Below are 23,542 nucleotides of genomic sequence, written 5' to 3' on the forward strand. Positions count from 1 at the left end.
ATCTTTGGAAAAACCCCTGACTATGGATGTTTCCATCAGGCCCGCAACCCTGACAGACGTGCCGGCCATTCTCGAAATCGTCAACCATGCCATCGTAAACTCGACCGCTATCTATGACGAAGCGGCGCGGACATTGGCCCAGCAACTCGATTGGTTCCAACAAAAACAGCTGTCGGGCGATCCGGTATTGGTGGCGGAATTTGACGGGAATGTCTTAGGGTTTGCGACTTTTGGCATTTTCAAACCCAAAGTCGGCTATCGTTATTCGGTGGAGCATTCGGTTTATGTGGCGTCGGAAATGACCGGAAAAGGCATTGGGCGGCAACTGCTTACCGAACTGATTGACATCGCCCGGAAGAGAAACATCCACACCATGGCGGGTTACATCGACAGCGACAACGCCGGAAGCATCGCCTTCCATGAGCAATTCGGATTTGAGAAAGTGGGCGAGCTCAAGGAAATCGGGTTCAAATTCGGGCGTTACCTCAACGTCACGCTCATGCAGCGCTTCCTCTAGCGGATGACGTTGAACGTGATGAACACCGTGATGATGAATAGAAAACCCAGTCCCGTCAAAAAGACGATATCCGCGATTTTTTCGTAGTAACGCGCGGGCTCATTTGTTTTGCGCATCGATAGATACGACAGCAAACTCGCGGTCATGAACATCAATATGGCAACGGCCGTCAATTCGTCGATGATTGAAGTTTCGTGTCTGTCAGAAAGCCGTAGCGACGTCAGCACGACGAAGCAAAGCCCCAGCAGCGTGGAAGAAGCCGTTAAGATGTGCGGGAAATTGTTGCGGTCGGCCATTTAGGATTTGATCCAGTCGATGATGGCTGCATCGGTGGGCAATGTCTGCGGCGGGATGACTTTCACCAAATAGCCGTTTTCATCGATCAGGTATTTCTGGAAATTCCACGCCACTTCGGAATCCTGCACGCCATTCTTTGCCTTCTCGGTCAGGAAATGGTAAATCGGTGCCATGTCTTTTCCTTTGACGGAAATCTTGGCCATCATCGGGAATGTAACACCGTAATTGCGCTCGCAAAATGTGGCAATCTCCGCGTTCGTGCCCGGTTCCTGTTGTCCGAAGTTGTTGGCCGGAAACCCGACGATGACAAAACCTTCGGATTTATATTTCTTGTAAATCGCCTCCAGGTCTTTGTATTGTGGCGTCAGTCCGCACTCGGAAGCCGTATTGACCACCATGACTTTCTTGCCTTTCAGACTGGCGAAATCGAAGGTTTTCCCTTCGAGCGTATTGACCGTGAATTGGTGGATGCTTTTCATGTCCTTGTTTTTTTTCTGTGCCGACGAATTAGCCGCGAAGCCTACCGTCAGCACCAAGATCAGGGTTGCAGATGGTTTTTTCATGGACACGAAGATAGTAAAATCAGGTCAGGATTTGATGAATTTAACCGAACCTTGGCTTGTGTTGAGCAGGTAAACACCCGACGGCAATGCAGATACATCGATGGGCTGGCCTGGCACTGCGTCAAATTCCTTTACTTTCTGCCCAATCATATTGTAAATCACGCCCGAAACGTCTTCACCCGACAGGTATAACATTGCTTGCACCGGATTGGGCCATAGCACGATGTCGCTGTCGGAAACTTCCGGATTTCCTAGTACCGCCGATATTTTCCCGATATAAGGATAAAGGGTTAGGCCCGGCACTTCGTGCGAAAAGGAATCGAACGTCGCGTTGCCGCGTGCCATGCCCGACACGACGATGCCGCCGTTGCCATCGAACGCAACCCCATCCACACGATCGTGGCTTGCGCCGCCAAACGTCTTGGCGAAAAGCAGCGTGCCATCGGGATGGTATTTGAGCAATATGCCGTCATTGGAGAACCCCTGCCCTAGCGTGGCAATGCTTTCGGTCCAAGCAATCGAATTGCGCGTACTTCCCGCGAAAACCACATTGCCCTGCGCATCCACATCAATATAATCACGGCCGCCCAGTGATACGGTTCCTGTATTGCCAGAGGGCACTTCGGCCACCCATTGGAAGTTCCCGGCGGCATCCAATTTCGATACGAAAAAGTCTCCAAAACCGGCGCCCGGGCCTTGCGCCGTGATGTTCCCGAATACCGCGGCCACATTCAGCGCAGACGCGAAATAGACCTGATCGGGCGTATTGACCTTAACTTGTGGCAGTGAACACGTAAAATCTTGGATGTAACGTACCCATTGGCAGGTGCCGTCCGGCGTATATTTCACGATGTATCCATCATAAGCAAGGTCGTTCGGGAATGGCGTGCCGGCAAATTGGGCGTTGGTCTCTGCACACGAACCCGCTATATAAATATTGCCTTCTGTGTCGATGTCAACCGATGAAAGCAGCGTTGCCTGTTCATTGGTAATGGTGAGTTGCGGCTGCCCGTCCGGAGACAGTTTCTGGATGTAGGAATCCATGAAATTATCATAGCCGATGTAAACGTTACCTTGCCCATCGGTTGCGAGGGCGCGGAAGTACGGTTCAAAAGAGCCCGTAATTACGGGCGTATAATGCCAGAGTAAATTTCCGGCGTCATCAAATTTGGCCAGCAACGGCTGGACGCCCTGGGCTGTGGTCGACAAGGTTGTATCGCCGATGGTGATGGTGTTGATATAGCCAATGACCATAAACAGATTCCCTTGATGATCGCACGCCATGTCATAGACATTTACCCGTCCGGTGAGCAACTTCTCGAATTGTAGCGCGCCGCCGTTATCGTATTTATGGAACAGCACATCGCCCATAATATCGGTGTAAACATAAGGATTGCCTTTGAATCCTGCCAAATAGACATTTCCCGATAGATCTACCGTTACCGGATAACCGACCATATCCGGATTCAGGTTTAAATCGATGCTGGCCACATTGAGCCATTGGAACGTTTGGCTTTGTACCGAAAGTGATAATAAAACGAAAAGATAAAACTTCTTCATGCGGTTGGTTTTCCATCAAAATTAGCAATCATGCTGACGCGTCGCAACAATTTATCACAAAATTGAGGGCATGTTCACCCTATGTTTACCTTAAGAAGGATTTAATCTTTGTTCAATGCCGTTAACCCATTAAATTTCGTATCTTGCGGAGCGAGTGAAATAACCCAAATTTATTTCCTATGTTCAGACTATACCCCGGTGAGGAATTCAGGGAAATACCCTTGAAAGTCCCCCCAAAGCGGCGATATGCCGTTTCCAACTATGGCCGATTGTTGAGTTTTTCTAAAGAATTCAGCGATGGGCGAATCCTTAAAGGCGCGCGATCCGACGGCTATCCGACCCTTGCGTACAAGACCTATAACAACGGAAAACCGAAATGCCACTGCTATTTCATCTACAGATGGGTAGCCGAGTTTTTCATCCCGAAAACGTCCGACGATCAAGTGTTTGTGTTGCACCTGGACCACACGCGCGACAATGACAAAGTTTCCAACCTTGCCTGGGCCACGAAAGAAGAAATGCTGGCGCACTACAACAAAAGCCCGCATGTGATCAGGGCAAGATCTGTGAAACGACGCTATGGCAAAGGCTTGAAACTCACCAGTACGCAGGTCATTCACATCAAGAAACGGTTGCAGGACCCGAACCGCAAGACGCGGATTAAAATGCTGGCCAAGCAATTCGGTGTGAGCGAGATGCAAATCAACCGCATCCGTACCGGCGAAAACTGGGGTCACATCAAGGTTTAGCCTAACATAAGACAAAACAAAAAGCCTTTTCAAGATTTTGAAAAGGCTTTTCTACTTTGCAACTAACTAAAACCAAAAAACAACTATCTCTTGATGACGCGGCGGGAAATGACTTCCTCGCCCTCGGTCAGAATTACATTATAAACACCCGGCGGAAAATTTTGTCCGAGCTGAAGGTTTGGCAACGCTTCTCCCGTGGTACGGTGCGATTCAAGCAACCTGCCGGTCATGTCGTATATCTTCACCCCTATTTGATCGGCCGACGACACGGCATCGATGCTGAAATAATCTTCGAACGGATTCGGGTAAACCGACGGGGCAAACGCAATTTCGTGGGTATTTCCGTCGGATATGCGCGTTGGAACACCCGGTGTGGTTACGTCGCACGGTTTTCCATACGGAGTGAACACGCCGTCGAGCTTCACGGAAACCCTTACGGTATAAGCCGTGTTGGATTGCAATCCGGTGAACATATTCAAACTGTAGCAACGCTGCGTGCGCGTAATGTATTGGACGTAACCCAACTGGACGTTTTCGAGTTTGAAACGGTAATGTGTTGCGTTCGGATAGTTATCGGCATACATCAATTCCGACAGGCTCGGCCCGACCAACTCACACTGCGAAAGCTGGATTTTCGGCGTCGGGACAATCGTCGTGAAAATGGTACAGAATGGCCCGTAAGGCAAGTACGTACCGGACGGATCTTTCACCGAAACCTCAATTTTGTATGGTGTGTTGTATTGTACGCTCGAGAGCATCGTCATTTGGAAATAACGCACCGGCCTGTCCAGAATTTGCACTTCAGAAGTGTTGGTCATCGTCGTGATCTTGAATCGGTAACCCAATGCACCCGAAACCAAATCGGCGTAGAGATAATCTGCCAACGTGGTCAAAGTGCGGCCGCACAAAGACGACATGATTTTGGTGTAAAGTATCGGACAGGTAATGCTGCACGTGGCACCGAAAGGAAAATAACTGCCGTCGAAATCCTTGATGGCCACTTCCACGATATAGGTCGCGCCGGAACTGACCGGAAAATTATTCAGCCTGAATTCCCGCGTGTTGCGGTCCACGATATGTACTTCAGCCGGATTGGCCAAGTTGGTAATCCTAAAACGGTAACCTTGCGCATACGGAACAGCGTTCGCGTAAATCGGGTCTGTGATCGAAGCCATCGTCAGTCCGCAGGAAATGCCTTGTATCTGGCTCATCGGCGTCGGACTCGAAATTGTACACGACGGCCCGTATTCCTGCCAAGCGCCATTATGAAATACGGCAACGTCAATACTGTACGTACGCGCAAAACCAAAGTTGGCCAACTGCGTCAATTTAAACGTACGCGTATTGCTCGTATAAATCTGCAACGGCGCGATGGCTGTCGGGAGGATTGTGGACACCCGGAACCGGTACGATGTAGCGCCGGCCACGATGTTCGCCACGATCGGCGTATCGAGCGTCGGTAAAGTGGAACCGCAACCTTGGATTTGGGTGGTTGGCGGTAGGGCCGAATCAGTCGCTGCAATCGATTGAGACAGCACGAGGAACAAACTGATTGTTAATAGTAATCGTGTTTTCATGGTTAATGCTTTTTTTGACGCATCCATTATGTCACCTTCATACGGAAATCATTACCGCTGTTTTTCAGGACCAAAGCTATCTAACCGCTTTGATATGAAAAAATTTTTTATCGATAAAATGCACTTTTTATCGATAAAATACACGTTTTTGCTATTTATTTATGTCTTTTCTTACAAAAATTAGATGTGTGGATTTGTTATCAACAGTAATTTTTCATCCTTCTGAACATCAAGCATTTGCGGGAACAATGTACTAAACGATTGGTTTATTGAGATTATCGCTATAATAAGTTATCAAGAATATTTTAATATGTTTGTGGAAAACACAAGCTTATGACACAGGACGATTTGCTCGTACTCATCCGCAACCAGGATGAAAAAGCAATTACGCATTTGTATAATATGTATTCGAAAAGCCTTTTCGCCGTGATTTCCAATTTCATCCGCGAGCATGAAGAAGCCGAAGACGTCCTGCAGGAAACCTTCGTGAAGATTTGGAAGAACATCGATTCGTATAATGAATCCAAAGGCCGTTTCTACACCTGGATCCTCAACATCGCCAGGAATGCCGCCATTGACAAGTTGCGTTCAAAAGGTTTTAACAACACCAAGAAAAACCTGTCGGCGGACAATTTCGTACATCTGCTCGATGACAACAGCCGGACGACCAATATGATCGACGTAATCGGCATCAGGGAATTCGTGAAGAAACTCAAGCCAAAATGCATCCAATTGATCGAACTGCTCTTTTTCAGAGGTTATACCCAGCAGGAAGCGTCGGATGAACTGGAAATACCGCTCGGCACGGTAAAAACGCAAAACCGCAATTGCATCAACGATTTACGCAACTATTTACAAGTTAATTAATGGAACCACGGGAATACATCGCATCGGGCATTTTGGAACTGTACGTGTACGGCTTGCTCGACGACGCGCAAAATGAAGAAGTCGCCAAAATGGCCCGGGAGCATCAGGAAGTTAACGAGGAAATCGTGGCGATAGAAAAAGCCATTGTCGATTTGTCCACGAGCTTCTCGCCTTACCTATCGGCCGAGAATTTCGAGAAGATCAAGCAACGCCTCGAACTGAAATACAAACCGGAAACGCCGGTAGTCAAACTCGAACGCCGAACCAATTGGGCGGCATGGACGGGCTGGGCAGCTGCAATCCTGCTGTTGGCCGGCGGCGGCTACGCTTTCATGCAATGGAACAAGGCCAACATGGACATCGTCAACATCGACAACCAGAACAAGAAACTGAAAGATTCGATCAACTTACTGGACACGCGTAACAAAGGCACGGAAACCATTCTGGCCATTGTCCGCGACGGCAAAAACACGATTGTACCGCTCGCCGGGCAAACCGCTGCGCCGGATGCCGTCGCCAAGATTTATTGGAACAAAGAAACGCAGGCCGTGTACGTGGATGCTTCGGGACTTCCCGAGCCGCCGGAAGGAAAAGTCTATCAGGTCTGGTCGCTTAAATTGCAGCCGCAACTTACGCCGTCAAGCATCGGATTGCTGGAAAACTTCACCGCCGACACGCACAAAATCTTCACGGTGTCTACCACGGCCGACGCGGAAGCCTTCGGGATTACACTCGAACCCGCCGGCGGTAGCCCATCGCCTACCATGGAACAATTGTATGTGTTAGGAAAGGTTTAGCCATTCTTTTTACAAATAACGAAAGCTCAGTAACACTGGGCTTTTTTTATTCCGAACACATCCATAGCGCCATGATGGCCAGCACCAGAACGCCATACAGACAAGGCAACGCCGCGTAAATATTGCGCCGCGTGCGCCAATACCCAATCAAGCCAATCAGGTAAGGTACGGGATACAGTGTGGATAAAATCAGGAACAAACTCGAGATGAATGTCATCCAGAGTGAGGTATCGGGCGACCGGTGTCCGGCCAAGGACATGATATTGGCCAACAACACGAACGGATAAATCAGGAGCGGCAAACCGGCCAGCACCAACCCTACTATGGCCAATGGCTTCACTTCTGGTTTTGGTGCGGGTTGAAAATCCATCATTTTTTCGTTTTGCGTTCACGCCAGAATGAAACCGCACCCAAAATGAAGACGCACGCCACCGACACGTAGATGAACGTCGGGGTTACCACTTTATCGCCACTGGCGTAGGAATGCAATCCGGAGAGGTAGAAATTCACCCCGAAATAGGTCATCAAAATGGAATAGTATGCAACGACCGACATGAAGTTGAACGTCCAGCGCCCGCGCAAAGCCGGCACCAAGCGTGCGTGGATCACGAACGCATAGACCATGATGGAAATGAGCGCCCAGGTTTCCTTCGGATCCCAACCCCAGTAACGGCCCCAGCTTTCGTTGGCCCATTGGCCGCCCAGGAAGTTCCCGATGGTGAGCATGACCAAACCGATGGTCAAGGCCATTTCATTGATATAGGTGATCTCCTTGATGTGAAGGTCCATTTTTTCGCGGTTCTTGTCGTTCACGAACAGCATCAGGATGAGCGATACCGCGCCCAACACCATGCCCAGGGTAAACGGCCCGTAACTCGCCACGATGACCGCCACGTGGATCATCAACCAGTACGAATTCAAGACCGGCTGTAGGTTCGCGATGGCCGGATCCATCCAGTTCCAGTGCGCAATCATCAGGATCATCGACGCCACGAACGTACCGGAAGCCACTGTCAGTTTTGATTTTCGGTCGAAAGCCAATGTAAAGAACATCGTCGCCCAAGCCACATAAATCATGGATTCGTAAGCATCAGACCACGGCGCGTGGCCCGAAATGTACCAACGGGCCATCAAGCCCAAGGTGTGCAAGGCGAATAACGACCCGATCAAAATGTGGAAACCCGTGATGATGAACCGCATGACGGGTTTGTTCACGAAGATGTTGACAATCGTCAAAAGCAGCATCAGCACGCCGGTAATCATATACAAATAATACAGCTTCTTGAAGACGTCGTATTTGTTGTATAGGATTTCAGAGTCGATTTTTTGTTCCGACGGCATGACTTTATACCCGAATTTTTTCTGGAATTTGTTGATGCCGTCCAGATACACATCGGTCATCGAATAATCTTTGCTTTGGATGGACTGCGATAGCGATGCCATATACACCGGCAACAACCTTTTCACGAGCGTGTCGCGGCCGGTGAGCGGGATTTTCTCGAGTTCCATATACGACACCCATTTGTTGTTCTTGTCATCCGGAACCGGAAAAACCTTCAGGATACCGCCGGTCAAGGCTGAATTCATCAGGTTAACTTTGCGGTCGGCGTCGATGATGTCTTTCTGGAACTGGTTCGGCACCGGCGCTTTATACGCCGCATCGAGAAAAGGTTCGAGCTTGTAATTGAATTGATCGTCGAAAAAACTCAGGAACGGTGCATATTTCTGGTCGCCGATGCCCAGCATGCCGCGCAAACTGTCATTGTCTTTCTTGACGTACATGATCGGAATCTGTAGCCATGCATCGCGGAATTGCAGCATCGAGAGCAACACCTGATCCGAATTCATACCGCGAAACTGGTCATTCTTGCTGACTTTCCGAAGCAATTCGGATGAAAAGGTATTCACGGGCTTCATACGCCCGCCTTCGTCCTGGATGACCATACGCCCGAATTTGGCCGCGTGGCCGGCATCGATCTTCGTCTTTTCCAGGAATTCGTCAATTTGTGCATCGGTTGGTTTAGGCGGTTTCTGCATCGCCGCGCCGTGCCCGTGTGGCGTTTGTTGCCCAAAGACGTTGAGCCCGATCAGCAGCAAAAGCATCGTCAAAAGGCTGGCTTTCTTTTCCTTGACCTTTTCTAGTTTGCGCTTCAGGTCGGCAAAACGGGAATGTTTCGTGAACAAGATTGCCATCAGCCCGAAGAACAGCAGGAAATAACCTGCATAAGTGATGTTCGTTCCCCAGAAATCGTGGTTTACGGAAAGTACCGTTCCTTTTTCGTCCGGGTCGAACGACGCTTGGAAAAAACGGTAACCTTTGTGGTCCAGCACGTGGTTCATGTAAATCCTTGCATCGAACTTGTCCTTGCCGTCCAATACGGTCACACGGCTTTCAAAGGCCGAATAGCTTTTTTCGGTACCGGGATATTTCGAGGCGATGAAATCATTGAGCTTGACATCGAACGGCAATTGATACACCTTACTGCCGTAGGCGAGTGTATATTCGAGGTTGCCCTGCTTGAAGATGAAAGGTTCGCCAGCCTTGCCACGCGCGCCTTTGAGCGTCACGGTCTTGGACTTTCCTTCGGAAGTTACCGTTACCACAAGTGCATCTTCGCCATTCTTCTCTTTCCAATCGCCGTTGGATTTGAGCACTTTTTTTCCTTTGACCGGCAATTCCGGGAAAACGAATTGTGCGCCGCCAACGTTGTAAAGCGACCGCATCATCAGCGGTTGCACGGAATCTTTCGCCACGCGGCCACGGAATTGGTCGGCCATGCGCATGAACATGCCTTCAAACGGCGTGTCGATGGTGTATTTGTCGCCGACGGCTGTAATATTGACGGCGCCTTTCGTGGGTTTGTTCAGTGCAAAAAGTAGGTTATGGATGTTGACGACTTCGCCTTCCATGAGGAAATGTTCGTGACGCGTGCCGCCTCCGGATTCCACCATTTTCAGGAACAGTACGCCTTTAGGATCGGGCTGCACGGCTTCTGTCGCGCCCATGATGAAGTCCTTGTATTCAATCGTAAACGGAATATCGGCAAATTCCTCGGACATCTTGAAATCATTGTGCGTGGCCATCGAGAGCAACAACGGCTCTTCAAACGAACGACGGCGCAATTCGCCTTTGTATTGTCCATCGACCAACACAGAAAGATAAGGCTTCTCGGAAAAAATCTGGTTCGACGCTTCGCCTTCCCGGATCGGCATCATGCCTTCATAACTGATGTATCGGGTAATGCCCGCTCCAATTAAGATGAAGATGAACGCCACGTGCAAACTCAAGGTAGCCCAATTCTTCTTGTTCAATAAATCATAGCGCTTGATGTTGCCAATGAAGTTTACCAGAAAAAGCAACATGATGGCCTCAAACCACCAAGCGTTGTAAATCAGGATGCGTGCCGTGGCGGTGTTGTAGTCGTTTTCGATGAACGTGCCCAGCGCCATGGCGGCGGCGTAAGCAATAAACAGGAAAGCCATCAATCGGGTCGAAAAAAAGAACGCGCCTATTTTCTTGAGCATGTTGCGGGGAATTTGTGTTCTAAAAAAGTTAGGCAAAAGTAGGCAAAAATGTTGGTTTCCCCTGCTGTTAAAACCCACGAATTTAATCGATTTTTAAGCGATCTGAACCCACACGATGCTAGGATTCCGCCTCAAAACCATCGGTAAAATGCATCAAAACCTGTAGTTTATCGAGTATGTATGCAGATTGTCTAGAAAATAGTAGGGCTTTATAGGCAATAAATACTTTTGGTCACTGGAAATGCAATTCAAAAACGCCCCTCATTTGAAACAGCTCTACTCCATCTTAAAACCGCTTATCGTCTCCCTAATAATGACAGCCGCCTACGGCCAGGGAGAAACCAACCGTTGGTATTTCGGCAACAAAGCCGGCCTGGATTTTTCAGCCGGTAATCCCGTACCTGTTTTTGACGGACAACTCAACGCCGTAGAAGGTTCTACCAGCATCAGCGACGCCCAAGGCAATTTGTTGTTCTACACGAATGGCATGACGGTCTGGAACAAATTCCATGTGACCATGCCCAATGGCGCAGGATTGTTCGGCGATTTCTCGAGCGCACAGGCCGCAGTGATCGTCAAGAAACCCGGCACCGAAAATATCTATTACATCTTTACGACCAACCCATTCGAGACCGACGGCGGCTTCCGCTACTCTATTGTGGATACCGCGGCCAACGGCGGCTGGGGTGAAGTCACGGCCAAGAACATCTTGCTGAATAATTCGGTCTGCGAAAAAGTGTCGGTCATCCGTCACGCCAATGGGCAAGACGTCTGGATCGTAACACACCTTTACAACAGCAACGCCTTTTACGCGGTGCAAGTCACGGCGTCAGGCTTGAGTCCAATCCAGGTTACGAGCACTGTTGGCTGCGAAATCCCAGCGGATACAGACCATGCCAACGCGATCGGGTATCTGAAAGTCTCGCCCGACGGGACTAAAATAGTCGCCTGCCACACCTTCCTGAACAAGGCCGAATTGTTCGATTTCAACACGACAACGGGTCAAGTGACCAACGCCCGCGAATTGATCAACGACACCAGCGTTTATGGTGCGGAATTCTCTCCCGACAATACAATACTTTACGTGTCGGCGGTAGAAGAAAAGAAAATCCTCCAGTTTGACCTGACGGCAGACAACATCGCCGACTCCAAAATCCTGCTGGCGACACTTCCGCAAAGCCCGGGTGCACTGCAATTGGCGCCGAACGGAAAAATCTACATCGCCATGGCCGAAAACGACAAACTGTCGGTCATCAACAATCCAGACAAAATCAGTACAGGCTGCAACCTGACCATCAATAGTTTCGATCTGGGTGGTCGCTTGTGCATGCTCGGATTGCCATCGTTCAACCAATCGTATTTGTACACCAAAGTGTCGGCTGATGACCTCTGCGCCGGCGCGAATACGGGTTTTGCTTTCGAGGCTTCGTTTACGCCGACGGCCTTATCTTGGAACTTCGGCGACGCATCAGCCGTATCGAACCAAGCCACGCCATCGCACCATTACAATGCCGGCACCTATACAGTAACCGTTACCGCATCGTACAACGGCGGCTCGATTTCCCGGACGAAAGAAATCACCATTGGTGCTGCACCGATGGTCACGCAAATCGCGACGCAGACTTTTTGTGTCGATGGATCGCAGGATTATTCGTTGTCGTCCAACACGGCGGCGTTACTGGGCGGGCAGTCACCGACAGATTTCAGCGTTACGTATTTCGCATCGTTGGCTGATGCCGAGAACTTCGTCAATCCGTTGCCTGACAACTATGTGTTGAGCGCCGGTTCGGTGACGTTGTACGCCAGCATCAAAAGCCTCGCACCGGGCGGATGCAGCGCGATCGCACACTTCGCGCTGGCCGCATTCGAAAAACCGGTTGCGGTAACACCTTCAGACCTGACCGCTTGTGACGGCCTGATCCGCGATGCGCGCGCCACCTTCGACCTAGATGCGCAAACGGCTGAAATCCTGTCTGGGCAACCTGCCAATTGTACCGTAAAATACTACGAGTCTGAAGAAGATGCCCAAAATCAGGACAACCCGGTTTCGGGCGAATACGCCAATACGGCCATTAACCAAACGCTTTATGCCAGGATTACCGGCGCTGGCGGATGCCACGAAATCGTGTCGTTCAAGTTGCTGGTTGAAAAGTGCAACGACACCGCAGATTACGACATTTTCCCGAAATTTTTCACCCCGAACGGCGACGGTTATAACGATGCTTGGGAAGTGAAGGCCAGCATCGGGACGCCACAATACAAAATCCAGATTTTTGACCGCTACGGCCGCTTGCTGAAAACCATCACCGAAAGCGACAACAATTGGAACGGCACGTTCGCCGGGCGCGATTTGCCTTCCGACGACTATTGGTTCGTGCTCTCCGGCGAAAACATCGAAGAATACCGCGGTCATTTTTCCCTAAAACGATAATCTTTAAAACGATACACCGCGAATTCACGAATTACCCAACTTAATTCGTGAATTCGCGGTCGTTTTTTTTAATTTTACGCCATGGTAAAAGTCTGCATTATTGGTTCGGGCAACGTGGCGCAACATCTCATTGCGGCTTTTGAGGCCGCCGAAGCCACTGAACTGGTACAGGTTTTTGCCCGCGACAAATCAAAGGTGGCGCATCTGGTGCCCGAGGAGAAAATCACCAGCGATTTGAAGAATCTTGTGGATGCGGACCTGTACATTATCTCGGTCACCGACGGCGCCATCAAGGAAGTTTCAGCGGATTTGCCGTTTTCTGGGAAGTGCGTCGCGCATACTTCAGGAAGCGTCTCGATTGATGTCATCGACGGCAAAAACCGGAGCGCCGTGTTTTATCCGCTGCAAACCTTTACTAAAAATAAGCCGGTCAATTTCAAGGAAATACCGATTTGTATTGAAGCCATGCATGAAACTGATTATGCGTTGCTGACCCAAGCCGCTTCGGCGATTTCGGGCGTGGTGCAAACCATCGATTCGTCGCAGCGCAAGGCTTTGCATGTGGCTGCTGTTTTCGTGTGCAATTTTGTCAATCACTTGTATGCCATCGGGAACGACATCTGTCGCGAAAACCAGTTGGATTTCGACCTGCTCAAACCGCTGATTGCCGAGACGGCCAATAAAATAAGGTTACTTTCGCCCCAGCAAGCCCAGACCGGGCCGGCTGCGCGAAACGATACCACAACGATTGACACGCATTTGGCTTTCCTGCATGATGCACAACGCAAAACATTATACGAAACCCTAACCCAATCGATCATCCAGCATGGGAAAAAGTTATAAAGAACTCATGAACGGCATCACGACGTTCATTTTTGATGTGGACGGCGTTCTCACCGACAGTTCGGTACACGTGACTTCCAGCGGCGAATTGTTGCGCGTGATGAACATCCGCGACGGTTACGCCATGAAAGCGGCCGTGGACAGCGGCTACCATGTGTGTGTCATTTCCGGCGGCAGCAACGACGGCGTCCGGATCAGGCTCGAAAACCTCGGCATCACGGAAATATACCTGGGCGCGCCGGATAAAGTCGCCCTTTTCGAGAATTACATCAAGGCATACAATATCCAGCCTGAACAAGTGTTGTATATGGGCGATGACATTCCCGATTACCACGTGATGCAACGCGTTGGGTTGCCCACGTGTCCGCAGGATGCCGCGCCGGAAATCAAGTCGATTTCCAAATATGTGTCGCACAAAACCGGCGGCCGCGGTGCCGTACGCGACGTGATCGAGCAAGTGATGAAGGTGCAACACAAATGGTTGAAATATTTTAACGCCAAATACGATTGATTTTTTGATGGACTTTTTACGACTGATCCGCTACCAGAATTTATTGATGCTTGCCTTGATGCAAGTGGTTTTCAGATACGGTTTCCTGCAATGGTACAACATCCCGCTGGCGCTCAAGGACTGGCAGTTTGCGCTATTGGTGCTTGCTACGGTTTCCATTGCAGCCGCGGGCTACCTCATCAACAACATCCACGACCGCGACACCGACCTTGAGAATAAGCCGCACCGCGTAGTTGTTGGGGAATCCATTTCGGAAGCTACGGCGTACAACTACTATTTCGCGTTGAACGGCATCGGCGTGGCGGCGGGCGCTTACCTGTCGTTTGTGATCGACAAATGGTCATTCGCGATGATTTTCATCTCGATCGTCATGGTGTTGTATATGTACGCCACGAGCCTGAAACAGAATTTGCTGATTGGGAACTTCATCGTGGCTCTGCTGCTGTCGGTAAGCGTATTGATCATCGGGATTTTCGACATGTATCCGGTCGTGACGCCAGACAACCGCGCGGCCATGGGCTTGGTGTATGGCGTGGTGATCGACTATGCGATTTTCGCGTTCATCATCAACTTCCTTCGTGAAATCGTGAAAGACCTCGAAGACGTCAACGGCGATTACAACCAAGGCATGAAAACCTTACCGATCGTGCTCGGCGTGGCAAGAACATCTATTCTGGTGTTTTGGCTGAGCCTGCTTCCGATCGGGATTTTGGGGTATTACGTCTATACGTATTTCTTTTCGTTCGATTTGTTCCTCATTGCCGGCTACGCCCTGGCGTTGGTTGTGGCGCCGCTGGTGTATTTCACGGTAAAGATGTTTTCGGCCAAGACGCAAAAAGACTTTCATCATTTGTCGGTGGTGTTGAAATTGGTGCTGCTTTTCGGCATTTTGTCGGTGGCGGTTCTTACCTATAATCTTAAGTGCCATGCTTAACCGAAAAATCGCCCCGTATAAAATCATTCTCGCTTCGGGTTCACCGAGGCGTCAGCAATTTTTCAGGGATTTAGGATTGGATTTCGAAATCAGGCTCAGGGAAATAGAAGAGGTTTTTCCACCCGAATTGAAAGCCGCCGAAATCACGGATTATCTCGCCCGGTTAAAAGCCGATGCGTTTGATGACTTGCCACACGGCGAAATCCTCGTCACCAGCGACACGCTCGTCTGGCACAATGGGCAGGCGCTGGGGAAACCCAAAGATTACGACGACGCCGTGGCCATACTCCGGTCATTGTCTGGCGCCACGCATCAGGTCTTTACGTCGGTGTGTTTCAAGACGTCGGCCAAGACCGAAACCATCAGCGACGTGACCAAAGTGACGTTCAATCCTTTGACCGACGGTGAAATCGCCTATTATCTCGACGCCTGCAAGCCGTACGATAAAGCCGGCGCATACGGCATCCAGGATTGGATCGGGCTCGTGGGCGTCCGCAAGATAGAAGGTTCGTACGCCAACGTCATGGGAATGCCCGTAGACAAAGTATATGCGTATCTCAACAATTTCAAACCATGAAGAACTTCCTCCAACTCGACGGCTATTTTCAGGAAACGGTGGCCACGATTGTCGTCATCGCAACTATTATGGTGTTGCGCATGGTATCGGCCAAACTCATCCGCCGGTATGCGCGCACGAGCGAAATTTTGGAACACCGCACGAATCTGGTCATCAAATACACGTTCATGGTGCTGAATTCCCTCGGGCTGATCGCACTGATCATCATCTGGGGCGTCAAGACCGAGTATATTTTTGCGACGCTCTCCACGATGCTGACGGTTATCGGCGTCGCTTTCTTCGCGCAATGGTCGCTGTTGAGCAACATCACTTCGGGCATCATCCTGCTGTTTTCGTTCCCGTTCAAGATTGGCGATGTCATCCAGATCCACGACAAGGATTTCCCGATCGAGGCCGAAATCGAAGACATCCGCGCCTTCCACACGCATTTGCGCACCAAGGAAGGCCGGGTAATTACGTACCCGAACAATTTACTCCTGCAAAAAGGGATTTCCATCTTGCCGGGCTTCCACGAGGACCGCGAATTCACCGATTGATTTGGGCAACCTTTTCTTATTAAAACCGTAAAATCGTACAACATTTTTTGTATTTGATGTAAAGCACCGGCGGTGGAATAGTTCCATTTTTGCCTTAGTTTCCTGCGATAACTCAAGCGCCTCCAAAAAGCGTTATCTTTAGGAAACTAAATCAAAAAACATGAACGAAACATTAAAATTCCCTTTTTACGCCCGCTTGTCTTTCGTGCTGATCAGTCTGATCGCGATTTGGGTCATCTTGTTTTACGGGCAGAACATCATCACGCCGGTATTGCTGGCGTTGCTTTTTTCGATCCTGCTTAAACCCATCAAAAACTTCCTGGAGCGTAAACTCCGATTCCCGCACGTCATCGCCTCGCTCACCTCGGTCGTGTTGTTTGTGGCATTTTTTGCAGGCATCATCTTCTTCGTATCCTTGCAAATCAGCGACATGATGAGCGATTGGGAAAAAATCGAGCGAAACCTCAATTACCACATCTCAACCCTGCAGGAACTCGTCCGGGATACCTTTCAGATCAGCAAGACCGAACAGAATAAATTCCTGAATACCACCGCTGCCGACACCGGGAAACAACTCATCGGTTCAACGCTGATGTCGCTGTCTGATACCTTGCTGAACCTCGTATTGGTATTGATTTACACGTTCCTGTTGCTCTTGTATCAAACCCACTTCATCAAATTCCTGGTGAAACTCTGCGATAAAAAACACCACGCCAAACTGAAAGACATTTTGACGCAAGTGAAAGTATCCGTGCAGAGTTACGTCGGCGGATTGTTCATTGAAATGATCATCGTATCGGTGCTGACTTCGGTCGGATTCATGATTGTCGGGTTGGAATATGCGATATTGTTGGGTGCGATTACGGGCATCCTGAACCTGATTCCGTACATCGGCATCCTTTGCGCCGGATTGCTCAGCATCGTGGCCTCGCTTACCGGCAGCCCGGATTTGACGATTGTCGTCGGCGTGATTGCGGTGAACGTTATCGTCCAGTTCATCGACAACAATTTCCTGGTGCCGATGATCGTGAGTTCTAAAGTGGAAATCAACGCCATCGTGTCCATCGTTGGCATCATTGCCGGTGGTGCTTTGGCGGGATTTGCGGGTATGTTCCTCGCGATTCCGTTCCTGGCGATACTCAAGGTGATTTTCGACCGCATCGACGGGCTCAGTCCTTGGGGTTATCTCATGGGCGACGACATGCCCAAAACCTTCAAATGGCATAGCGTGCAGCTGCCGTTGTTCCATCACGGGAATGCCTCATCGACCATAGTTGTGGACACCGAAGCCGGAGCCGACGCGGCCCAGCCTACCATCCAATTCACGCAAACGCAAACCCATACCATTCCCGACACAGACAAACCTGAAGAACCAAAAGCATGAAAACACTGACCAGGATAAAAGATTACGCCGGAAAGCGCTCTATGGATATGGCAGACTCGACCGTAAAAAGCGGTGCGAAAGTGAACCGTTTCCTCACGGGAGTGGCCGATGTCTCTTTATTCCTGGCGCAAGTCTTCCGCAGTACGTTCTCGCGCGGGTTTGAATTCCACGAATTTCTCAAACAATGCTTCCAGATCGGGAACAAATCCTTAGGGTTGATTTCGGTAACGGGCGTCATCATCGGGCTGGTCTTGACGATCCAGTCGCGGCCGGTCCTGGTCGATTTCGGGGCCGAAGGCATGTTGCCTGGCATGGTCGCGGTGTCCATCATCCGGGAAATGGGGCCAGTCATTACCGCGCTGATCTGCGCCGGAAAAATCGGGTCCAGCATGGGAGCCGAATTGGGTTCGATGCGCGTCACCGAACAGATTGACGCCATGGAAGTATCATCCACCAACCCATTCAAATTCCTGATTGTACCGCGCGTTTTGGCCGCCACGTTCATGTTGCCCGTACTGGTTTTGTACGCCGACGCGCTGGGCATTTTCGGGAGTTGGGTGGCCGCGAACATCAAAGGCGACGTCAGCTTGGTGCTGTTCGTCAACCAGGCGTTTAAAAGCTTGGAATTCATGGACGTGCTTCCGGCGGTCATCAAGACTTTTTTCTTCGGCGCGGTCATCGGCCTTGTGGGCTGCTTCAAAGGTTTCCATGCCGGGCGCGGTACCGAAAGCGTAGGCATTGCAGCCAATTCAGCTGTAGTGATGGCTTCGCTACTGGTGATTGTCGTAGACCTTATTGCCGTTCAAATCACCGACTTGCTATAACGATGAAAAAAAACGATACACATACACAACCGGTGATCGACATCCGAGACCTGAGTATCGGGTTCGGCGGCAACCCGGTGCTTAGAAACCTGTCGCTGCAATTGCACAAGCAGGAAAATCTGGTCGTGCTCGGGAAATCGGGTACGGGAAAATCGGTGCTCATCAAGTGCATCGTACGGTTATTGAACCCGGATTCGGGCAACATCAATGTGCTGGGCGAAGACATCACGAGCGTCGGCGCTAAACCTTTGGCCGAAATCCGCAAAAAAGTCGGGTTCTTGTTCCAAGGCGCGGCGTTGTATGATTCGATGACCGTACGCGAAAACCTCGAATTTCCGTTGCGCCGCATCCGCAAAGACCTGAAGGAAGAAGACATCCGGGAAAAAGTGGAAGCCGCCCTGGAAAATGTCGGGCTTCCGGATGCCATAGACAAAATGCCCTCTGAGCTCTCGGGCGGACAGCGCAAACGTATCGGACTGGCCAGAACCATCATTGTAGAACCGGAAATCATGCTGTATGACGAACCGACGACCGGTTTGGACCCGATCACATCGGACGAAATCAGCCACCTGATCAACGACATCCAGCAGAAATTCAAGACCTCGTCCATCATCATCACGCACGACATTGAATGTGCGCGCACCGTGGCCAACCGCTTCGTGATGCTCAAAGACGGCGAATTGTACAAAGACGGTTCGCTGGATGAATTCGAGAATGACAAAGACCCATTCGTGAGCGCTTTCTTCAACACAAACAAAACAACACCATGAATACACAATCTCCAAAATTCAAATTACGCCTCGGCCTTTTTGTGACCATTGGCTTGCTGCTGTTCGTCGCGGCGATTTTCGTCATCGGGAAACAACAAAACCTCTTCGACCCGGTCATCACTTTGCACACGCGCTTCAACAACGTGAGCGGCTTGCAGGTCGGTAACTCCGTGCGATTCTCTGGTATCAACGTAGGAACGGTCGACGGCATCCGGATCGTCAACGACACGACGGTTCAGGTGAGTATGATCGTAAAAAAAGACGTGCAACAATTCATCAAGGCCGATTCAGAGGCTGGCATTGGCTCTGAAGGATTGATCGGCGACCGGCTCGTCACGATTTCGAACGGCACTGCCGGGGCCAAATCTGTGCGCGATGGGCAAGTCATCGGCTCGAACGAACCTGTGGAAACCGATGCCATCTTGGCGACACTCGAAATCACGGCCGGAAACGCCGCCCTCATGTCTGAAGACTTGTCTGAAATCATGAACAAAATCAACAATGGCCAAGGCACGCTCGGAAGACTGATCAACGACGAACAAATCGCGAAAAACCTCGATGCCACGATGACCAACCTAAAGACCAGTTCAAAAAAGCTGGATGAGAATATGGAAGCGGCCAAACACAATTTTTTGCTGAAAGGTTATTTCAAGAAAAAGGAGAAAGCCGAAAAGAAACAACGCGAAGAAGCCGAGCGGAAAGCGAAAGAAGCCGCCAAGAAAGCCTCGAAAAAGTAACTCACGCTAACCCGGAAAAAGCCCGGCTCAGGAAACTGGCCGGATTTTTTAATGCGGAATGTTGTAAACTTTCACCGAAGTTCTATAAGGATTTCGCCGGGGGAAATGGTCAATTTTACGAAAAAGGAATTGGCCCGAAACCCCATGATAACCGTCAGAAAATTAGGCGTATTACTCTCGAAATCAGACCGAACGTTTGAAAACGAAGGCGTACTCAATCCGGCGGTCATCGAAGAAGACGGCGTGATCCATATGTTTTACCGGGCGGTTCGTCGCGGAAACCATTCCACTATTGGCTATTGCCGTTTGTCTGACCCGACTACGGTATCTGAAAGGTTTGACCAACCGGTGCTCGTCCCAGACAATGCCAGTGACAGTCAAGGTGTGGAAGACCCGCGGATCGTGAAGATAGACGGTACGTTTTACCTGAGTTATACGGCCTACGACGGTTATCAGGCCATGGGCTGTGTGGCGATGTCGGAAGACCTGAAGCATTTCAGGAAATACGGCCTTGTCGTCCCGCAAGTGAATTATAAGGATTTCAGGAACTGGGTTACGCAAAGCGGGAAAATTAACCTGAAGTATTTCCGTTTTGACCAATGCAGCACCGTACTCTGGGACAAAAATGTGATTTTTTTCCCGCGACGCATCAACGGGAAATTGGCGTTCCTGCACCGCATCCGGCCGGGCATCCAACTGGTCATGGTGGACGACCTGAACGATTTAACGCCGGAATTCTGGAAACGATATTTCCTCGATTTCAAGAAACACATCGTGCTCGATCCTGCAGCGTCGCACGAAACTAGTTATATCGGTGGCGGCTGTCCGCCCATCGAGACAAACTCAGGCTGGCTCGTGATTTACCATTCTGTACGCGATACGATTGAAGGCTTTATCTACGTAGCAAGCGCCGCTTTACTGGACATCGACGACCCAACCAACGAAATCGCGCGGCTGCCCTACCCGCTTTTCGAACCCGAGTTCGACTGGGAAAAACGCGGCGAAGTGAATAACGTTTGTTTCCCTACCGGAACCATCATCCGGGGCGACGAACTGTATATTTATTACGGTGCCGCCGATGAGCAAATTGCCGTGGCTTCCGTAAGCCTGTCTCAATTAACCGAAGAATTGCTGAAAAACCATAAAACAACCTAACGAACCGATGAGAAATACCGTTACGCCTCCGCAGTCCAAAAAAATCCTGTTCAGCAACCCGTATTTTCCGGTGTTGCGCCGCCGTCCGAAAAACAATCCGCACGGCCAATTGCCGCAGTTGCTTTTCGTGACGTCTTACCCGCCGCGGGAATGTGGCATCGCGACGTATACCGAAGACTTGGTGCACGCGCTCAACGACAAGTTCGAAGATTCATTCAAAATCAAGATCTGCGCGCTGGAAAACGACCACGAGCAGCACCAATACCCCAAGGAAGTCAAATACATCCTAAACACGCAATACCCGACGGCGTTCAAGTCTTTGTCCAACATCATCAACCTGGACGACAAAGTGGAACTCGTCGTACTGCAACACGAATTCGGGTTTTATGCAGACTGTAAGGATTGCTTCGTGGAATTTCTGCAGGACATCGAAAAACAGAAAATCGTCGTCTTCCACACGGTTTTGCCCAACGCCGACGAGGGCTTCAAGCAACACGTCCACGACATCATCCGTTTGACCGACGCCATTGTTGTCATGACCGAACGTTCGGCCGAAATCCTGCGCAGCGAATACGGCGTACTTCCCGATAAAATCACCGTCATCCCGCACGGCACGCACTTGGTGCCGCACGCAGACAAGGAAAGCCTCAAACAAAAATACGGCATCGGCAACCGGAAAGTCCTGTCCACCTTTGGCTTGCTCGGTCCGGGAAAATCCATCGAGACCACACTGGAAGCCTTACCTGAAATCGTCCGCACAAAACCCGACGTTTTGTTTCTCATCATCGGGAAAACGCATCCGGGCATCGTCAAGAACGACGGCGAAAGTTACCGCAAGATGTTGGAAGGCAAAGTGGCCGAACTCAATCTGGGCGAGAATGTGCGATTCATCAACAAATACGTAACATTGGAAGAATTGCTCGAATACTTACAACTGACCGATATTTACCTGTTCACGTCCAAAGACCCGAACCAAGCGGTGAGCGGTACTTTTTCTTATGCCGCGAGTTGCGGTTGCGCCATCGTGTCCACACCGATTCCGCATGCCAAGGAATTCCTGAGTGGCGACTCGGGCCTGATCGTCGATTTCGAAAACCCGAAGCAATTGGCCGAAGCCGTCAACAAACTGTTGTTCGATGTGCAACTGCGCCACACCTTACGGCTCAATGCAATGCACAAAATCGTCCCGACATCGTGGGAAAACGCTGCCCTGGCGCACGCCCGGTTGTTCGAACGGCTCGCGGAGCGGATCAGCCTGCGGCACAAACTTCCGGAGTTGAACTTGGAGCATATTCGAAAAATGACCACACATTTCGGGATATTCCAATTCGCGAAGATCAACGCGCCCGACCGGGAAAGCGGCTACACGCTGGACGACAATGCGCGGGCACTCATCGCCTTGTGCATGCATTACGATTTGACCGGCGAGCAGACAGATTTGCCGCTTATCAGGACATACATCGATTTCATCCAATTCTGCCAGCAACCAGACGGCACTTTCCTGAATTACGTGGACGACAAAAAAGTGTTCACGGACGACAATCTGGGTTGCAATCTCGAAGACGCCAATGGCCGCGCAGTATGGGCGCTCGGTTATGCGATCTCGATGGGCCGCATCTTGCCCGACGACATTTGCCTCAAAGCAGAAGATTTGATCCAACGCGCCATGGTGGCCGTGGAAAACATACATTCACCGCGCGCCATGGCCTTCGCCATCAAGGGATTGTACCATTACAACCAGTTCAACGATTCGAAAGCCGTCCGCATCTTAATCCAGAAATTGGCCGACCGGCTAACGCAATTGTACATCGCGCAGGCAGCGCCAAACTGGCAATGGTTTGAGCCTTACCTGACGTACGCGAACAGCGTGCTTCCGGAAGCGTTGCTGCTCGCCTATCTCGACACGAAAGAACAGACTTATGCCGAGGTCGCAAAGAAAACCTTCGATTTCCTATTGGCGGAAACTTTCGCTGACGACGGCGAAATCAAAGTGATTTCAAACCGGAATTGGCTGGTGCGCGGCGGCGAGAAAAATCATTTCGGAGAACAGCCTATCGATGTCGCATACACCATACTTGCCTTGCGTCACTTCTACAATGTATTTAATGATGTGGGTTACCGTGCGAAGATGGAAAAAGCGTTCGATTGGTTCTTGGGCAGCAACCATTTGCGCCAAATCATCTACAACCCGTGTACGGGCGGCTGTTTTGACGGCTTGGAAGAACACAGCGTCAACCTGAACCAAGGCGCAGAATCTACGGTAAGTTACCTGATGGCGCGTTTGAGCCTTGAAAAACACCGCCGAAGATTGCAGCGCCGCCAGGCCAAAGTCTATCAATTGAAGTTGGAGAATTACGCTTTCCGTGCGTAACCGCCATGAAATTCCCT

At 50.3% G+C, this 23,542-nt stretch carries 22 protein-coding genes; 16 read left to right on the forward strand and 6 right to left on the reverse strand.

The genetic code is table 11. The features are described 5' to 3' along the window. Nucleotides 1–22: 22 nt before the first annotated feature. A complete protein-coding gene (locus ACM9J1_RS09890) occupies nt 23–517 on the forward strand; it encodes a GNAT family N-acetyltransferase (RefSeq protein ID WP_415581877.1) in 495 nt (164 codons plus the stop codon). On the opposite strand, the gene ACM9J1_RS09895 is transcribed toward ACM9J1_RS09890, so the two are convergent. Genes ACM9J1_RS09895 through ACM9J1_RS09905 form a run of 3 tightly spaced genes read right to left on the reverse strand, consistent with a single transcriptional unit; the run spans nt 514 to nt 2,937 of the window. Then, the gene (locus ACM9J1_RS09895; RefSeq protein ID WP_415581878.1) at nt 514–813 is read right to left on the reverse strand and encodes a hypothetical protein; all 300 of its coding nucleotides are present in this window, start codon (nt 811–813) and stop codon (nt 514–516) included. The two genes, ACM9J1_RS09890 and ACM9J1_RS09895, sit on opposite strands and share 4 nt — an antisense overlap. Beyond that, a complete protein-coding gene (locus ACM9J1_RS09900; RefSeq protein ID WP_415581879.1) occupies nt 814–1,377 on the reverse strand; it encodes a glutathione peroxidase in 564 nt (187 codons plus the stop codon). 24 nt (nt 1,378–1,401) lie between these two features. Continuing rightward, nucleotides 1,402–2,937 (reverse strand): T9SS type A sorting domain-containing protein, encoded by a 1,536-nt coding sequence (locus ACM9J1_RS09905; protein WP_415581880.1) that lies wholly within the window; start codon nt 2,935–2,937, stop codon nt 1,402–1,404. Nucleotides 2,938–3,116: 179 nt separating this feature from the next. Between ACM9J1_RS09905 and ACM9J1_RS09910 the strand changes: the two genes are divergently transcribed. After that, nucleotides 3,117–3,686: an NUMOD4 domain-containing protein gene (locus ACM9J1_RS09910; protein ID WP_415581881.1), complete on the forward strand. Its 570-nt coding sequence runs from the start codon at nt 3,117–3,119 to the stop codon at nt 3,684–3,686. A gap of 83 nt (nt 3,687–3,769) precedes the next feature. On the opposite strand, the gene ACM9J1_RS09915 is transcribed toward ACM9J1_RS09910, so the two are convergent. Then, the gene (locus ACM9J1_RS09915; RefSeq protein ID WP_415581882.1) at nt 3,770–5,263 is read right to left on the reverse strand and encodes a T9SS type A sorting domain-containing protein; all 1,494 of its coding nucleotides are present in this window, start codon (nt 5,261–5,263) and stop codon (nt 3,770–3,772) included. 333 nt (nt 5,264–5,596) lie between these two features. Here ACM9J1_RS09915 and ACM9J1_RS09920 point away from each other — a divergent pair, with 333 nt between their 5' ends. Together ACM9J1_RS09920 and ACM9J1_RS09925 are read left to right on the forward strand one after the other, a co-directional pair. Further along, nucleotides 5,597–6,130 carry an RNA polymerase sigma factor gene (locus ACM9J1_RS09920; RefSeq protein ID WP_415581883.1) on the forward strand — a complete coding sequence of 178 codons (534 nt, stop codon included), beginning with the start codon at nt 5,597–5,599 and terminating at the stop codon, nt 6,128–6,130. Further along, nucleotides 6,130–6,927 (forward strand): anti-sigma factor, encoded by a 798-nt coding sequence (locus ACM9J1_RS09925; RefSeq protein ID WP_415581884.1) that lies wholly within the window; start codon nt 6,130–6,132, stop codon nt 6,925–6,927. The genes ACM9J1_RS09920 and ACM9J1_RS09925 overlap by 1 nt, the downstream gene beginning before the upstream one ends. Before the next feature lie 46 nt (nt 6,928–6,973). Here ACM9J1_RS09925 and ACM9J1_RS09930 read toward each other — a convergent pair whose 3' ends face one another. After that, complete coding sequence (locus ACM9J1_RS09930) at nt 6,974–7,300, reverse strand: hypothetical protein (RefSeq protein WP_415581885.1); 327 nt, start codon at nt 7,298–7,300, stop codon at nt 6,974–6,976. Next, complete coding sequence (locus ACM9J1_RS09935; protein ID WP_415581886.1) at nt 7,297–10,452, reverse strand: cytochrome c biogenesis protein CcsA; 3,156 nt, start codon at nt 10,450–10,452, stop codon at nt 7,297–7,299. The genes ACM9J1_RS09930 and ACM9J1_RS09935 overlap by 4 nt, the downstream gene beginning before the upstream one ends. A 313-nt stretch (nt 10,453–10,765) precedes the next feature. On the opposite strand from ACM9J1_RS09935, the gene ACM9J1_RS09940 reads away from it, so the two are divergent. The 12 genes from ACM9J1_RS09940 to ACM9J1_RS09995 all read left to right on the forward strand — a co-directional run bounded on the left by ACM9J1_RS09940 (nt 10,766) and on the right by ACM9J1_RS09995 (nt 23,525). Further along, on the forward strand, nt 10,766–12,883 hold the full coding sequence (locus ACM9J1_RS09940; protein ID WP_415581887.1) for a T9SS type B sorting domain-containing protein: 2,118 nt from the start codon (nt 10,766–10,768) through the stop codon (nt 12,881–12,883). An 81-nt stretch (nt 12,884–12,964) separates the two neighbouring features. Then, nucleotides 12,965–13,726: a Rossmann-like and DUF2520 domain-containing protein gene (locus tag ACM9J1_RS09945; protein ID WP_415581888.1), complete on the forward strand. Its 762-nt coding sequence runs from the start codon at nt 12,965–12,967 to the stop codon at nt 13,724–13,726. Then, entirely contained in the window at nt 13,710–14,237 is a 528-nt protein-coding gene (locus ACM9J1_RS09950; RefSeq protein WP_415581889.1) for a KdsC family phosphatase, read from the forward strand. The genes ACM9J1_RS09945 and ACM9J1_RS09950 overlap by 17 nt, the downstream gene beginning before the upstream one ends. Nucleotides 14,238–14,244: 7 nt before the next feature. After that, nucleotides 14,245–15,171, forward strand: a complete 927-nt coding sequence (locus tag ACM9J1_RS09955; RefSeq protein ID WP_415581890.1) for a geranylgeranylglycerol-phosphate geranylgeranyltransferase — start codon at nt 14,245–14,247, stop codon at nt 15,169–15,171. Further along, nucleotides 15,164–15,748, forward strand: coding sequence for a Maf-like protein (locus ACM9J1_RS09960; RefSeq protein WP_415581891.1), 585 nt, complete (start codon nt 15,164–15,166; stop codon nt 15,746–15,748). Before ACM9J1_RS09955 ends, ACM9J1_RS09960 begins: the two co-directional genes overlap by 8 nt. After that, nucleotides 15,745–16,284 carry a mechanosensitive ion channel domain-containing protein gene (locus ACM9J1_RS09965; RefSeq protein ID WP_415581892.1) on the forward strand — a complete coding sequence of 180 codons (540 nt, stop codon included), beginning with the start codon at nt 15,745–15,747 and terminating at the stop codon, nt 16,282–16,284. The genes ACM9J1_RS09960 and ACM9J1_RS09965 overlap by 4 nt, the downstream gene beginning before the upstream one ends. 160 nt (nt 16,285–16,444) lie before the next feature. Then, nucleotides 16,445–17,668, forward strand: coding sequence for an AI-2E family transporter (locus tag ACM9J1_RS09970; RefSeq protein WP_415581893.1), 1,224 nt, complete (start codon nt 16,445–16,447; stop codon nt 17,666–17,668). A 47-nt stretch (nt 17,669–17,715) separates the two neighbouring features. Then, nucleotides 17,716–18,492, forward strand: coding sequence for an MlaE family ABC transporter permease (locus ACM9J1_RS09975; protein WP_415582113.1), 777 nt, complete (start codon nt 17,716–17,718; stop codon nt 18,490–18,492). A 2-nt stretch (nt 18,493–18,494) separates the two neighbouring features. Then, nucleotides 18,495–19,262 carry an ABC transporter ATP-binding protein gene (locus tag ACM9J1_RS09980; RefSeq protein WP_415581894.1) on the forward strand — a complete coding sequence of 256 codons (768 nt, stop codon included), beginning with the start codon at nt 18,495–18,497 and terminating at the stop codon, nt 19,260–19,262. After that, nucleotides 19,259–19,999, forward strand: a complete 741-nt coding sequence (locus ACM9J1_RS09985) for an MlaD family protein (RefSeq protein ID WP_415581895.1) — start codon at nt 19,259–19,261, stop codon at nt 19,997–19,999. Before ACM9J1_RS09980 ends, ACM9J1_RS09985 begins: the two co-directional genes overlap by 4 nt. 144 nt (nt 20,000–20,143) lie before the next feature. Continuing rightward, on the forward strand, nt 20,144–21,154 hold the full coding sequence (locus tag ACM9J1_RS09990; protein WP_415581896.1) for a glycoside hydrolase family 130 protein: 1,011 nt from the start codon (nt 20,144–20,146) through the stop codon (nt 21,152–21,154). A 7-nt stretch (nt 21,155–21,161) separates the two neighbouring features. Then, the gene (locus ACM9J1_RS09995; protein WP_415581897.1) at nt 21,162–23,525 is read left to right on the forward strand and encodes a glycosyltransferase; all 2,364 of its coding nucleotides are present in this window, start codon (nt 21,162–21,164) and stop codon (nt 23,523–23,525) included. The last annotated feature ends 17 nt before the right edge of the window (nt 23,526–23,542 follow it).

The organism is Flavobacterium longum, from assembly GCF_965137575.1.
GTDB classification, from domain to species: Bacteria; Bacteroidota; Bacteroidia; order Flavobacteriales; family Flavobacteriaceae; genus Flavobacterium; species Flavobacterium longum.